The sequence below is a fragment of the Neptunomonas sp. ABH4_499 genome, assembly GCF_056160565.1.
Genome location: NZ_JBSWXK010000023.1, coordinates 1 through 13,127 on the forward strand (window position 1 = coordinate 1; position 13,127 = coordinate 13,127).

The window sequence follows — 13,127 nt, forward strand, 5'->3', positions numbered from 1 at the left end:
TGTATTTGATCGGGTTATTGGAAAGAAGAGAAATGAACGCACAGAGCCTGAGTTTGGTCCGTGCGTAAAGGGTGTTTTTCAGGGACGACTAGATAAACCATTAAACTTTCTCAGAGAATAATCACTGAGAAAGTTTAATGTCCGAATTTAGTAAAGATACTCAATTGGATGCTGTATTAAAGCGCCGACAAGCTCGGATGCAGCAGATAAGTGCTACTCAACCTACTCCCTCCCAAAATACCCCAAATGCCCTTGATCAGGCGCTTGGGAAGCTGCGAATAAGTCATTTCCGCAAGCATTCAGCAAAAATATCTTATTGAAAGTAAAGGATTTAATTACTCGTGGTTGTCGAGTGGAGGATTTATTCGCAGCTTCCTTAGCTGTAGGGCTATTTTTAGAGTTAATCCCAGCTTTTTTCGAAGTCAGGCTTACCATTGGTACATGCACCAGTAAATTTATAAACCACCTTGATGGTTTGATCGCCTTGATGCAGGACAGCAAGAAACTCATGAAGCTGAATAACTTTGAGTTCAGTCAGATAAAAAAGACTGAGAAACTCATCATGCTTAACATCATCAATGATAGCTTCGTGCCTGTCGTATTTTTGTTCATTATTAGCACAGGTATCATCCTTCACCGAACCGACCGCAAAGGATTTAAAGCTCAACATCATTAAAAAAACACTAAATAGCGCATAAAGCCGACTAACTCCTACCCTAATCTTTGAGAATAGCCTTCCAATCATCAGGCTTATATTTCCTAAGCCAGTATTAAGCCAATATCCATAGGTAAACAATCATTACACCTATTATGATTAGAGATTCTCACACTTCATTAACTGAAAATAATCAACATCAACGGTTATAAACCATCTAAACAATATTGTTCTCAATCGCGTACTTCGCCAAGCCTGCGGCGGTTTGGATATTGAGCTTTTGTTTGATGTTTTGGCGGTGGGTTTCGACCGTGCGTACCGAGATATCCAGTTTGCGGGCAATGTCTTTGTTGCTGTCACCTTCGGCAAGGTGCTTTAGGACGGTGCGCTCGCGTTTGGTCAGCTCTTGTTGTGAGCTGTTACTGTGTGCGCCTGCATCGCTGGTTTTCATCAAGGTTTCGGATGCTTTGGAGCTAAAGTAGGTGCCGCCCTTGTTGACGATCTCGATCGCTTTCACCAGCTCTTCCGAGGGGACATCTTTTAGCACGTAGCCTGCGGCACCGGACTGGATCAGCTGTAAGATGTACTCGCGGTTCTCGTGCATGGACAAAATCAACACGCGGTACTCGGGGAAGCGTTTTTTTAGCTCTCGAGTGGCTTCAAGGCCGTTCATCACCGGCATGGTGACATCCATCAGGACGACATCCGGCTGGAGCAGCTCGGCAAGCTCCAGCGCCTCTAGGCCGTTGTTGGCTTGGCCTACGACTTCAATGTGCGATTCACTGGATAAACACGCATTAATGCCATCCAACACCAGTGGATGATCGTCTACCAGTAATACCCGAATCATAGTTTGCCTTTGTTGATAAACCGTTGTTGTCATTAGCCTATTCAGATAGACCGTACGCGTCTAGCCATTTTTACCAAAGAAAGCCGCAATTACGCCATGGGCAAGCGAACGCGAATACGGGTGCCTTTGTCGATCTCGCTGGTGAGTTCAAACTCGCCACTCAATAACTCGATGCGATCATGCATGTTGCGCACACCTATCCCTTCTACCCCGCTGTTGGCTTCTGGATCAAAACCGCAGCCGTTGTCTTTTAAGCTTAAGTATATACTGCGACGATCAAACCGTGTGGTCAGGCGCACTTCATCTGTGCCGGAGTGTTTTTCCACATTCCACAGCGCCTCTTGGATCACACGGTACAGGGTAATCTCGATATCATCGGGGAGTCGCTCTGGCGGTAGGTGCAGAATAGTCTCGACGATGATGCCGGTTCGGGCTTCGTATTCATCCAACAGGCTTTTTAGCGCGGCTTCTAAACCGAGATCATCCAAAATACTGGGACGTAAATCGTGGGAGACTCGGCGTACCTCCTGCATGGCTTGATTGAGCACCTGCATCCCGGTTTTAAGATCTTCAATAGCCGTGTCATCGCCTTTTTTGAGCTTATTGACCGCAAGCTCCACCCGAAACTTAACCGACACCATCAGTTGATTGATCCCATCGTGCAGTTCACGGGCAAATCGCCGCCGTTGATTTACCTGAAATCGGACGGATTTATGCGCCAAATCCCGAAGGCGACTGTCGGCTAGGCGGCTTTCGTGCAGGTTGATCGCAATCCCGATTACCACAATGATCAGCGCCGTTAAACCGGTGATCACAATCACGGCAAAAAACGTGTTGCGCACGTTTTGGGTGACCTCCTCCCGAACGCGCGCCACCTCGGCGGTGATGTCATCCAGGTATAAGCCTGTGCCGATCATCCAGCCCCATTTGGGCATCTCCAGCACGTAGCCCAATTTGTCTTCCTGCCCACCGACAGACGGCTTACTCCAGCGGTAGCGGTGATACCCACCACCGGCTTTGGCGATACTGACCAAGCTTTTAATCACGTACTCGCCCTTATCATCCTGCAGCTCCCAAAGTGGCTGACCCACAAGCTCCGGTAAAGCGGGGTGTACTAAGTTGACCCCGTTTAGGTCGTACACAAAAAAGTAGCCATCATCGCCAAAGGTCAGGGAGTGCAAAATCCGTTTAACCCGAGCCTGCGCCTCGGCTTCGGGTAAGGCGGGGTCGTTTAAAATCGGCTCTATCGCCGCCATCCCCATCTCTACGTAGTTTTTAAGCTCTTGTCGCTTGGATAGGAGCAAGGTGTGCTCGAAAGTCGTGATCTCAAGGTGCGCTAACTCATGCGCTTGCTTGGCGTTAATCCACGTAATGGTCGCCGTCACAAGCAATAAAGGCAGCAATGCCAGTGCAAGAATTTTCAGTTTTAACGACATACTGCTCACTTTTTAGCTATTATGCACATTGCAGTCAGCTTGCATTCAGGTTTTATTGTTTTGAATGGGGCTTATCCAGTATCGCTCGATGGATAGTGTATGCGATTTGTGTTCCTGTGTGGCAGTCGTGCTCGCACACATATAGGTACTATTGAATGACCTTTGATGTTGAACAAGGTTATATCCGACATCCTGACGAGATTCCCGCCACGGTCAATTCGTGCCGAGACACCCTCAAACCTTGCAAAGAGCTCCAACATTCGGAATTTATGGGCATCAGCTTAGCTTGCGATCGTTTTCATGCGACAGGCTCAGCCTTGGATGTGGTGATCCCGATTAATGGGGCCTTGTTTGAAACGATTGGCTTTGTTTCTTGGTGCAATCCAGAACCGAATGGTCGTTTTCGGGTTGGGGTTCAGTTTGATGATCCGGATATCGCTTATTCCGTTCGAATGATCGAACAGCTGTGCCATATTGAGGCGTATCGCCAGCGGATTGAATCCAAAGAGGGACGATTGATCTCTCAAGAATCAGCTGCGGCTGAGTGGATTCAGATCTTTGCGCACGACTTCCCTGTCTGTGCACGTACCGCTTAAAGGCTTACCTTATAAGCCTGAATGCTTGAGCTTTTCCAGCTCATCGCGATAGTGCGCGGCCAACTCAAACTCGAGGTTTTTGGCCGCCTCGTACATTTTATCCTCTAGCTGGCTCATCACACGGGTCAGCTCCGCGCTGGACATATTCGCTGCATCCACGGTGAGCTCTTCCGCTTTATTCGCCACTTTCTTCGCAGAACGTGCCGCTTTGCGGCCAGGAATCGTGGTCGCACCTTCCATAATGTCGGCAACGGACTTCACAATGCCTTTTGGTGTAATGCCGTGTTCTTCGTTGTACGCCACCTGCTTGACACGTCGACGCTCTGTCTCGTCCATCGCACGCTTCATGGAACCTGTGATGTTATCGGCGTACAAGATAGCGCGGCCGTTGACGTTACGCGCCGCACGACCGATGGTCTGGATTAACGAGGTTTCCGAGCGCAAGAAGCCCTCTTTATCGGCATCCAAGATGGCCACCAAACCCACTTCGGGCATATCGATGCCCTCTCGCAATAGGTTGATCCCCACCAGCACATCAAACTCACCAATACGCAGGTCGCGAATGATCTCGACCCGCTCTACGGTGTCGATGTCCGAGTGAAGATAGCGCACCTTCACGTTATGCTCGGCCAGGTATTCGGTTAAGTCCTCCGCCATGCGTTTGGTTAAAACGGTCACGACGGTTCGCAAATTTTGGCCAGTCACCAAGGTGATCTCACCCAGTAGATCATCCACCTGAGTACTGGCGGGGCGCACTTCAACAATCGGGTCGATCAAGCCCGTTGGGCGCACCACCTGCTCCACCACTTGCTCGCCATGGGCAGCTTCGTATTTGCTAGGCGTTGCTGACACAAAGATCATCTGCGGGGCGAGCTGCTCCCACTCTTCAAACTTTAACGGGCGGTTATCCAGCGCCGATGGCAACCTAAAGCCGTATTCGACCAGCGTCTCTTTACGGGATCGATCCCCTTTATACATGGCACCCAATTGCGGCACCGTCACGTGGGATTCATCAATCACCAAGAGCGCGTTATCCGGCAGGTACTCAAACAAGGTCGGTGGCGGCATACCGGGGCCACGGCCAGATAGGTACCGCGAGTAGTTCTCGATGCCGGAGCAATACCCAAGCTCCATGATCATCTCCATGTCGTACATGGTGCGCTGTTCAAGACGCTGAAGTTCAACCAGCTTGTTGGCCTCTTTCAACTGAGCCAAACGCTCGTGTAGCTCCTCTTTGATCTTATCAACCGCTTCCAACAGAATCTCGCGCGGGGTTACGTAGTGGGTTTTCGGGTAGATGGTCGCCCGTGGGACTTTACGCAGCACCTCCCCCGTGAGCGGGTCGAAATAGCTCAGCTGCTCAATCTCTTCATCGAACAGCTCGATACGGATCGCCTCGCGCTCCGATTCGGCCGGGAACACATCGATCACATCCCCCCGCACGCGATAAGTACCGCGATGCAGCTCCACATCGTTACGGGTGTATTGAAGCTCGGCTAGGCGGCGCAGCAGTTGGCGTTGATCAATCTGATCCCCCCGATCCAGGTGCAGCATCATCGACAGATAAGATTTAGGGTCACCCAAACCGTAGATCGCCGATACCGTCGCGACGATGATCGCATCATCCCGCTCCATCAGCGCTTTGGTCGCCGAGAGTCGCATCTGCTCGATGTGATCGTTAATGGAGGCGTCCTTCTCGATGAAGGTATCGGATGACGGCACGTACGCCTCAGGCTGGTAGTAATCGTAATACGAGACGAAATACTCAACCGAGTTGTCGGGGAAAAACTCTTTAAACTCCCCGTAAAGCTGCGCGGCCAGTGTTTTGTTGTGCGCCAAAATGATGGTGGGGCGTTGCACTTGAGCAATCACGTTCGCAATCGTAAAGGTTTTACCGGAGCCTGTTACCCCAAGCAGAGTTTGCCCGGCAAGGCCTGCATTTAAGCCTTCGACCAGTTTTTTGATGGCCGTCGGCTGATCACCCGATGGCTCAAACGGTGAGTTGACTCTAAAACGATGCTTCTCGGTTGCGCTCATGCTGCTCCTTATGGGGCTGTGTAACTAACGTACTAACAAATACCCTTTATAACTGCCATTACACCCTAAACCACTGACAGAACGTGTCAGTATACCGCGATATTAAAATGGGCTCATCGGGATTCGGTCAAATACCGATTTAGACTCCTAGCATTCTTCGATATACTTTTGACGCTATAAATCAGCGAAATGAGCTTATTTACACACAGAGGACAATCCATTGGACGTTCAACTTTCTGACCGCGTCAATCGTATCAAGCCATCCCCTACTTTGGCGGTGACCAACCGCGCAGCTGAGCTACGCGCAGAAGGCAAAGATATTATTGGCCTAGGCGCTGGCGAACCGGATTTCGATACACCAGAACACATCAAAGATGCTGCGATTAACGCACTCAACAACGGGTTTACAAAATACACCGCTGTTGATGGTACGCCTGCCCTTAAGAAAGCGATCATTCATAAGTTCAAAAATGAGAACGGCCTTGATTACCAAGCCAATCAAATTTTGGTGTCGTGTGGTGGTAAACAAAGCTTTTTTAACCTGTCACTGGCCCTCTTAAACGAAGGCGATGAGGTGATCATTCCAGCACCTTACTGGGTGTCTTACCCCGACATGGTGTTGGTGGCCGATGGTAAGCCTGTGATCATCACAACCACACAGGAACAACGCTTTAAGATCACCCCGCAACAACTTGAAGAGGCGATCACCCACCGCACGCGTTTAGTGGTGCTCAACAGCCCATCCAACCCAACGGGTGTGGCTTACTCGCTAGAGGAGCTAAAAGCCCTTGGAGATGTGCTGGCGAAGTACCCAGAGGTGATGATTGCAACGGATGATATGTATGAGCACATCCGCTTTAACGATCAACCGTTTGTGAACATCCTGAACGCGTGCCCAGAATTGTACGAGCGCACCATCGTGTTGAACGGTGTATCCAAAGCGTACTCGATGACAGGTTGGCGCATCGGCTATGCGGCAGGCCCAGCTAAATTGATCGGCGCTATGAAGAAAGTGCAATCACAAAGCACCTCCAACCCGACATCGATCTCACAAGTGGCCGCTCAAGCCTCGCTTGAAGGCGGTAACGAGTGCGTTGAAAAGATGGTGGTTGCCTTTAAGGAGCGTCATGAATACGTCGTGAACGCCCTTAATGAGATAGAGGGCGTAGAGTGCATCCCAGCCGACGGTACGTTTTATGCGTTCCCAAGTTTTCAGGGTGTCATCGACAATGACTCGCGCTTTAGCAATGACATCGAATTGGCTGAGTTTCTGCTAAACGAAGCGGGCGTGGCGTTAGTGCCAGGATCGGCCTTTGGTGCTCCGGGTAACATGCGTTTATCCTTTGCAACGGGTTTGAGCACATTGCAGGATGCCATTGCTCGCATCAAAACAGCCATCGAAAGCACGTCTTGATCGCTTATTTTATCAGCATCAAGGCCTTCATACGGTATAAGGATTACGAATGAACCGGCTACACTCGGTCCTCTTTGGGCTTACATCATCCCTTCTCTTGACAGCCCAAAGCGCGTCTGCGGCTTCTTTGGAAGAGATCTATCAAAAAGCACTGAAGAACGACCCGCAGCTTAAAATTGCCGAGGCCACCTACCGCGCCAACAAGGAGCTGCTGCCACAAGCACGCTCCGCACTACTGCCAAGCGTGGTGGGTTCGGCCAATACCACCTATTACGACACAACGCTTCTGGACTACAACAACCACGGCTATACCGTAAGCTTAACCCAGCCACTCTTTGCGGCCTCTGACTGGTTTACCTTCCAGCGAGGTCAAGTACTGGATAAGCAAGCGGCACTGACCTTTGATTTGGCCCAGCAACAGCAAATCTTGACGGTTATTCAAAACTATCTGGATGTGCTGAGCGCCCAAAGCAACCTTGAAACCGCCGAAGCGCAAGAGCGCGCGATCAAACGTCGCTTAGATCAGGTAAATGCTCAGTTTGAAGTGGGCTTAATCGCCATTACCGACGTACACGAAGCCAAGGCCTCCTACGATGCGGCGCGGGTTGGTTTGATTGAGGCGCAAGGTGCGTTAGATAACAGCTACGAAGCGCTGGAGCGCTTAATTAACGAGCCAGTGGCCACGGTCGACCCACTCAGCGATGAGTTTCCGATCACCCTTCCCAACCCAGCAACGCCTGACTCTTGGGTAGAAAAAGCCCTCGAGAACAACCTGAACCTTAAGGTGGCAAGCTTAGGGATGGAGTCTGGCCGTCAGGCGGCAAAAGCCGCGCGTGCTGCGCACTTGCCATCGCTGGATTTCCAAGCGACCTACGATTACGACAATGGCTCTACCACCTATCGTGACGATGTGACCTCCAAGGTTGTTGGGTTAACCTTCAGCGTCCCTCTGTATCAAGGGGGTGCTATTAGTTCGAAAAGTCGTGAGGCGTATGCCAACCTGGACGTGGCTAACGAAACCTTCGAAGACACCTACCGCGAGATTAAGCAAAACACCCGTAGCATCATTCGGGATATGCAAACGAGCGTACTCAGTGTAGAAGCACGCCAACAAAGCATTGTCTCTAGCCAAGCGGCACTGGATGCCACCAGCGAAGGCTACAATGTCGGTACCCGTAACGTGGTGGATGTATTAACGGCCGAGCAAGCCTTGTACGCCGCAAAGCGCGACTACTCGGCCGCCCGCTTTGGCTACATCTCTAACTTGTTTGCGTTAAAAATGATGATCGGCTCATTGAGCCCTGCGGACGTTGCCGCACTGGATGAGTGGCTGGTGCCGAACACTTAATGAATCACACCAGAAACAAAAAACCGATCAGCTGATCGGTTTTTTTATGGCGGGTTATTCAGTGGATAACCGGCTTATCTTCTTCAGAGTCCGGCATGATCATGGCTCCGGTGCTGTCGTACGCTAGACAACCGCGCTCCTCGGCCAGCATTAAAAGCTGCTCCAACAACAGACTGGTTAAGTGGCCGCTGATCACGATACCCGCAGGCGGGTCCCCCGCAAACATATCATCATCCATGAGCTCATCTGGGCGCAGTCCCAACAAAAGCGGGTTCTCTTCAATCAATGGCGCGATGTCTTCTGGGGCGAAGATCGCATGATTACCCGAGACCTCAAGCGCAAGGCTGTACGCATCGTGCGCGCCACTTTCGAGCTGATCGATGTATTCCTGCTCGGCCGATTGGAAGATCAGATTCAACCGGCTTGGGGTCGGTTGTGATAGCGCATCCAACGCCATCTGAGAGCGACTGTAATCAGTCGGTACTTTTAGGATTTCGCCATCGGTCGACGTGTCGACCATCAAGCGCCCTTCATCATCAATGTCGAGCCAACCCTGCTCGTACGCAACGCTGAGTAAGTTTTCGAGTGCCGCTTCAATGATGTTGGAGCAGATAATCACCCCAACGCTGGGGTTATCTTGCTCTTCTGGGTCTTTGACAAAATCACCGGCACGGGCCGCGAGAATGGTAGGGTCTTCTTGGATCACGCTGGCCAACACATCTGGCTGGAGGAACAGTTGCTCGTAGCACAAACGTGTTGCAAGACGGTAAGCATCACCCGGTGTGCCCGCTTTATCAGAGGCGTTCAGGTGCTGGAGATATTCATCTTCCAGATCATTCAAGATGTTCGATAAAACCTGACTCATAAATACGCTCTCTGCTCGGTGAGTGCACGCCTGAATGGCTCATGCATGATCTTCTCTATATGGGGAAGCTTAGATGAATTACAAGCGACGGGCAAAGGATAATCAGTGGATGGTTAAGCCAATGATGGGTACGTTTCGCTTGATCAGATCAAATGAATCACGCAGCTCCGACAGCGGCTTTAAGCCAAAATCGACTGGGTCTTTCGGTAGCTCCAACCAATCCAGCGCCCACACTCGGGTCATGATTTCGTATTCGCCGATTAAGGCATCGAGAAAGATCATCACCGCTTCGACGCGCGGATCCATATCCAGAACACGTGGCACATCGTGCATATAGACCGCTAAATGCAGTTTATGATCGATGCAGTTGAGCGAATACCAAAAGTCTTTTAGCTCACAGACTTCATCGGCCACGTTGATGTGGCTTGGGATTGGGTCGTAACGGTGGTTAAAGGCTTTAAAACGAATCCCCTGCAACTCAGGTGCAGCACCGACCAAACTCAGAACCGAATGGATCGATTCTGGGTAGCCATCGCAACCAAAAATCATCTCGATTGGGCCCTCTTCCTCTTCGCGCTCGAAGTGGAAGGTCAGGTTTTCGTCGATGCGCTGAAGCGTTTCGCGATACTCACTCAGAAGACTGTCCGCATCGAACTGGTTTTCTTCCCGAGAGTGCAACAGCTGGTCAATCGTGGTGCTGACTCGCTGCCAAAACGCTTCAATCTGTTGCTGGATCGTCTGCATGATCAGGTACGGGGAACCACAACGCCGGTTTGTCCCTGATACTTACCTTGACGGTCTTTGTACGAGGTTTCACACACTTCATCCGCGCCTAAAAACAGCATTTGCGCTACACCTTCGTTGGCGTAGATTTTGGCAGGTAATGGAGTGGTGTTAGAGAATTCCAAAGTAACGTGACCTTCCCACTCTGGCTCTAGCGGGGTTACGTTAACGATGATGCCGCAACGCGCGTAGGTGCTTTTACCCAAACAGATGGTCAGAACATCACGAGGAATTTTGAAGTATTCAACAGTGCGCGCCAGCGCAAAGGAGTTGGGTGGAATAATACATACGTCGGATTTGATGTCGACAAAGCTACCATCATCAAAATCTTTCGGGTCTACGATGGATGAGTTGATGTTGGTGAACACTTTAAACTCATCCGCACAGCGCACATCATAGCCATAGCTGGACGTTCCGTAAGAAACGATCGGTCCTTTATCCGTGCGGCGAACTTGATTGGCCTCAAAAGGGGCAATCATTTCGTGTTCTTCTGCCATACGGCGGATCCAGCTGTCGGACTTAATACCCATAATGTGCGATTCCACTCACCAAAAATTAAAGCGGCTCATTATAGCGTTATATAAACAAAAATGCCGCATAAAAATTCATCATGCGGCACCTAGGTTTACGGGCTTTTTAACTCAGTCGTCCACGACTTCGATCATCGGCCCGGCACTGCCTTCGGCATTCTCAACGGCCGACATTACGCGCTTGGCAATCTCGCGGTAGCGCTCTGCAACCTCAGATTCTGGGTCATGCATCACCGTTGGTTTGCCTTGGTCAACGTGCTCGCGCACCGACAAGGATAAAGGCACAGCGCCCAGCAGTTCAGTGTCGTAATCACGCGCAATGCGCTCGCCACCACCGGCCCCGAAAATGTGCTCCTCGTGGCCGCAGTTGGTACAAATATGAGTGCTCATGTTTTCCACCACACCCAGCACCGGAATATCCACCTTTCGGAACATTTCGATACCGCGTTTAGCATCAAGCAAAGCAATGTCTTGCGGGGTAGTGACAACCACGGCGCCATCAACAGCGACTTTTTGTGCCAAGGTTAATTGGATATCGCCGGTGCCTGGCGGCATATCGATCACAAGGTAATCCAAGTTATCCCATTGGGTTTGCGTGGCCAGCTGCTGCAAAGCACCGCTTGCCATTGGGCCTCGCCATACCATCGGTGTGGATTCATCAATCAACAAGCTGATCGACATCACCTGCAGCCCTTGGGCCATAACAGGCTTCATGGCGTTCTCACTTGGGGTTTCGGGACGAGTCCCTTGAGCAATACCCAGCATCATGCCTTGGCTTGGGCCGTAAATATCGGCATCCAACACACCAACGCGCGCGCCTTCGGCCGCCAATGCCAACGCAAGGTTAGCGGTGGTGGTCGATTTGCCCACACCGCCTTTACCCGATGCAACTGCAATAACGTGTTTTACGCCGGATAAGCCGGATTTCTGGGGCGCGGCATTCGTGGGTTGTGCTTGCATTGACTACCTCGATCTGTGCAAATAAAAACATCGTAGCATTATTCAAAAAAGCCACAGAGCCGATTTTAGCATTTCAGTTTTCAGTGGCTTATCTATCTAAGACAGTTATGGGGATGAATATGCCTTTTCCAACCGTTTTAGTCGGATTTATCTACTGGGGCTCGTCGACTGCTTTTTCAGCTTCAGCCTTAAGCAAATCACCCCCGCCCAACGCTTTAAATAAACTCAATTGATTCAACGAGAGATTAAGCGAGGTTTGAATCACATCAAGCTCTGCACTTAGCCATTGGTGCTTATTCGATAAGTAAGGGACTTCGCTGGTTAGACCCGCTTCAAAATCGGATTGGGCCAAATCCAACTGCTCTTTTTTAAGCGCTAATCGACATTTACCCTTCGCTAATTGGGCACTTGAGCTGTTCACTTTATTAATGGCCGAATCAACTTCTGTCCACGCGCTCAGTACCTGCTGCTGATATTGAATGATAGCTTGCTGCTGAGTAATGGATGTGATCTCCACTTGCCTGTGCAGCTGATCCCGATTAAACAAGGGTAAATAAAAGCTAGGGCCGATTTGCCAAGTGCGAGATGACCACTCATTAAGCGCCTGACTGCTTAACGCCTCGAAGCCCATATTGCCGGTTAACTGGAATTGCGGGTAAAGCGCCGCCTCGGCGATACCGATGTTTGAAGTGGCCGCGCGGACTTTCGCGTCCAGCATGCGGATGTCAGGCCGTTGGCTAAGAACCGCCGAGGGCAAGGCTAATTCAGGTGTAGGTAGCACGTTAAATGGCTTATTTTGAGAGGCTAAGTGCGCTTTCAAGGCACCTGGCTGCTCACCCAATAAAAGTGAGATCTGATTTTCCAACTGGTGGAGATTACTCAGCTGCTCTTCAATGACGCTGTCGATCTCTTGCAGTTGAGCTCTCAACGTAAGCGATTGTTGCTCGGTGCTAAGGCCGGATTCAACCCAAGCGTGTGCAATCGATAACTGTTCGTTTAAGTTTGCTTTCATCTTCTGTTGGATGGAAAGCGCCGCTTGAGTAGCTCTGATTTGAATGTAACGTCGCATCAGTTCGGTGCGTAACGCCAACCGAACATCCGCAAACTCACTTTTGGCCAACGCTTGTTGTGCTTTTGCTGCCTCCAACTGATTCGCGACTTTACCCCAAAGATCCGGCTCCCAAGAAGCATCAAACCCGGTTGAGTAAAGTGTAAAAGGGGCTGCTAATGCGTCGATAAGCGCGTCTTTCTGCGTCCCAGAAGCCGAGAACTGAACAAAGCGAGTCGCACTGCCATCTTCACTTAAGCGCTGACGTTTAACACTGCCGGCCAATCCAAGCTCAGGCTCGCCTGCCCCTTCTGCGACGGCTCGATACACTCGACTGCTCGCAAAATTGAGTGCTGCCACTTGAAGGGTTTGATTATTTTCCTCCAGTAAGCGCAGCAAATACTGCAACTCTGAATCCGCTAAGAAAGCCGCCTCAAACGTGGAAGTTTGTACACTCTGGTCGGTATTGGATGGTTGATTGAGCGCTGGCCAATGCAGAGGGACATCGACCTCCGGTGTCTGATGCTCAGGGCCTAACCGAGTGCAGCCGGAAACCATCAGCGCACTGATCAAGGCAACGGATATAAGCGGAGCTTTCATAATTC

12 protein-coding genes are annotated in these 13,127 nt (G+C 50.6%); 3 read left to right on the plus strand and 9 right to left on the minus strand.

From position 1 onward, the window contains the following. Positions 1-400: 400 nt before the first annotated feature. From ACXAF9_RS16815 to ACXAF9_RS16825, 3 genes are all read right to left on the minus strand, one after another. Positions 401-796 carry a hypothetical protein gene (locus tag ACXAF9_RS16815; protein ID WP_475076194.1) on the minus strand — a complete coding sequence of 132 codons (396 nt, stop codon included), beginning with the start codon at positions 794-796 and terminating at the stop codon, positions 401-403. A gap of 76 nt (positions 797-872) precedes the next feature. Beyond that, positions 873-1,505: a response regulator gene (locus ACXAF9_RS16820; protein ID WP_475076197.1), complete on the minus strand. Its 633-nt coding sequence runs from the start codon at positions 1,503-1,505 to the stop codon at positions 873-875. An 89-nt stretch (positions 1,506-1,594) separates the two neighbouring features. Beyond that, positions 1,595-2,941: a cache domain-containing protein gene (locus tag ACXAF9_RS16825; protein ID WP_475076200.1), complete on the minus strand. Its 1,347-nt coding sequence runs from the start codon at positions 2,939-2,941 to the stop codon at positions 1,595-1,597. Positions 2,942-3,096: 155 nt separating this feature from the next. On the opposite strand from ACXAF9_RS16825, the gene ACXAF9_RS16830 reads away from it, so the two are divergent. Next, positions 3,097-3,537 carry a hypothetical protein gene (locus ACXAF9_RS16830; RefSeq protein WP_475076203.1) on the plus strand — a complete coding sequence of 147 codons (441 nt, stop codon included), beginning with the start codon at positions 3,097-3,099 and terminating at the stop codon, positions 3,535-3,537. Between the two features lie 9 nt (positions 3,538-3,546). Here the strand turns inward: ACXAF9_RS16830 and uvrB are convergent, their stop codons facing one another. Then, the gene (gene uvrB / locus ACXAF9_RS16835) at positions 3,547-5,574 is read right to left on the minus strand and encodes an excinuclease ABC subunit UvrB (RefSeq protein WP_475076205.1); all 2,028 of its coding nucleotides are present in this window, start codon (positions 5,572-5,574) and stop codon (positions 3,547-3,549) included. A gap of 220 nt (positions 5,575-5,794) precedes the next feature. Here uvrB and ACXAF9_RS16840 point away from each other — a divergent pair, with 220 nt between their 5' ends. Both ACXAF9_RS16840 and ACXAF9_RS16845 read left to right on the plus strand, forming a co-directional pair. Beyond that, positions 5,795-6,988 (plus strand): pyridoxal phosphate-dependent aminotransferase, encoded by a 1,194-nt coding sequence (locus ACXAF9_RS16840; RefSeq protein WP_475076207.1) that lies wholly within the window; start codon positions 5,795-5,797, stop codon positions 6,986-6,988. A gap of 49 nt (positions 6,989-7,037) precedes the next feature. Then, positions 7,038-8,336: a TolC family outer membrane protein gene (locus ACXAF9_RS16845; protein WP_475076209.1), complete on the plus strand. Its 1,299-nt coding sequence runs from the start codon at positions 7,038-7,040 to the stop codon at positions 8,334-8,336. Between the two features lie 58 nt (positions 8,337-8,394). Here the strand turns inward: ACXAF9_RS16845 and ACXAF9_RS16850 are convergent, their stop codons facing one another. From ACXAF9_RS16850 to ACXAF9_RS16870, 5 genes are all read right to left on the minus strand, one after another. Further along, positions 8,395-9,201, minus strand: coding sequence for a hypothetical protein (locus ACXAF9_RS16850; RefSeq protein ID WP_475076211.1), 807 nt, complete (start codon positions 9,199-9,201; stop codon positions 8,395-8,397). A 102-nt stretch (positions 9,202-9,303) separates the two neighbouring features. Beyond that, complete coding sequence (locus tag ACXAF9_RS16855) at positions 9,304-9,945, minus strand: hypothetical protein (protein ID WP_475076214.1); 642 nt, start codon at positions 9,943-9,945, stop codon at positions 9,304-9,306. A gap of 2 nt (positions 9,946-9,947) precedes the next feature. Then, positions 9,948-10,514 (minus strand): dCTP deaminase, encoded by a 567-nt coding sequence (gene dcd, locus ACXAF9_RS16860; protein WP_475076217.1) that lies wholly within the window; start codon positions 10,512-10,514, stop codon positions 9,948-9,950. 111 nt (positions 10,515-10,625) lie between these two features. Further along, on the minus strand, positions 10,626-11,474 hold the full coding sequence (gene apbC / locus ACXAF9_RS16865) for an iron-sulfur cluster carrier protein ApbC (RefSeq protein ID WP_475076219.1): 849 nt from the start codon (positions 11,472-11,474) through the stop codon (positions 10,626-10,628). A 151-nt stretch (positions 11,475-11,625) separates the two neighbouring features. Next, positions 11,626-13,122: an efflux transporter outer membrane subunit gene (locus ACXAF9_RS16870; protein WP_475076221.1), complete on the minus strand. Its 1,497-nt coding sequence runs from the start codon at positions 13,120-13,122 to the stop codon at positions 11,626-11,628. Positions 13,123-13,127: the final 5 nt, after the last annotated feature.

Excerpts from the sequence above, each read along its gene's own strand:
- apbC (WP_475076219.1), bottom strand. The coding sequence starts at position 11,474 with ATGCAAGCACAACCCACGAATGCCGCGCCCCAGAAATCCGGCTTATCC.
- ACXAF9_RS16850 (WP_475076211.1), bottom strand. The coding sequence starts at position 9,201 with ATGAGTCAGGTTTTATCGAACATCTTGAATGATCTGGAAGATGAATAT.
- dcd (WP_475076217.1), bottom strand. The coding sequence starts at position 10,514 with ATGGGTATTAAGTCCGACAGCTGGATCCGCCGTATGGCAGAAGAACAC.
- ACXAF9_RS16825 (WP_475076200.1), bottom strand. The coding sequence starts at position 2,941 with ATGTCGTTAAAACTGAAAATTCTTGCACTGGCATTGCTGCCTTTATTG.
- ACXAF9_RS16845 (WP_475076209.1), top strand. The coding sequence starts at position 7,038 with ATGAACCGGCTACACTCGGTCCTCTTTGGGCTTACATCATCCCTTCTC.
- uvrB (WP_475076205.1), bottom strand. The coding sequence starts at position 5,574 with ATGAGCGCAACCGAGAAGCATCGTTTTAGAGTCAACTCACCGTTTGAG.
- ACXAF9_RS16820 (WP_475076197.1), bottom strand. The coding sequence starts at position 1,505 with ATGATTCGGGTATTACTGGTAGACGATCATCCACTGGTGTTGGATGGC.
- ACXAF9_RS16855 (WP_475076214.1), bottom strand. The coding sequence starts at position 9,945 with ATGCAGACGATCCAGCAACAGATTGAAGCGTTTTGGCAGCGAGTCAGC.
- ACXAF9_RS16830 (WP_475076203.1), top strand. The coding sequence starts at position 3,097 with ATGACCTTTGATGTTGAACAAGGTTATATCCGACATCCTGACGAGATT.
- ACXAF9_RS16870 (WP_475076221.1), bottom strand. The coding sequence starts at position 13,122 with ATGAAAGCTCCGCTTATATCCGTTGCCTTGATCAGTGCGCTGATGGTT.